The 452-nt window shown below is 28.3% G+C and carries 1 pseudogene; it reads right to left on the minus strand.

Features of this window, described 5'->3' with window-relative positions:
• Positions 1-220, minus strand: a pseudogene (locus tag Q1B05_RS18635) (IS3 family transposase); the annotation flags it as partial.
• Positions 221-452: the final 232 nt, after the last annotated feature.

The following is a 452-nucleotide window of genomic DNA, read 5'->3' on the forward strand; positions in this document are numbered from 1 at the left end:
TTACTGTTCTAATGTATGTAATATCAGATACCCAAACTTGGTTAGCTCTAGTAACTTTTAAGTCTTTAATAATGTTATTATACTTATAAAACCGATGATAAGAATTGGTTGTTCTAGCACTAGTTTTCTTTCTAAGTGTAAGCATATTATATTTTCTAAGGACATTAAATAAAGTATCTCTACCGACTTTTAAGTTAGCTTTTTCAAAATCGTCTTTCAATGATTTATCGAGTTTACGCACACCTTCTCTAGGAAGGGATTTGCGTCTTTTTCTAACTATATCAATAATCTGTTGTTCTAGTTTTAAACGTTTATCAGCTCTTTTTTTATACTTGTAATAAGCATCACGTTTAAGTCCAAAGCAATGATTTATATTTGTTAAAGAAGCAAATCCCTTAGATTTTTCTTTAGCTTTGATTAAGGCTTTATACTTAACTTTTTTTTTAGTTCAG

Source organism: uncultured Formosa sp., from assembly GCF_947500765.1.
Taxonomy (GTDB): Bacteria; Bacteroidota; Bacteroidia; order Flavobacteriales; family Flavobacteriaceae; genus Formosa.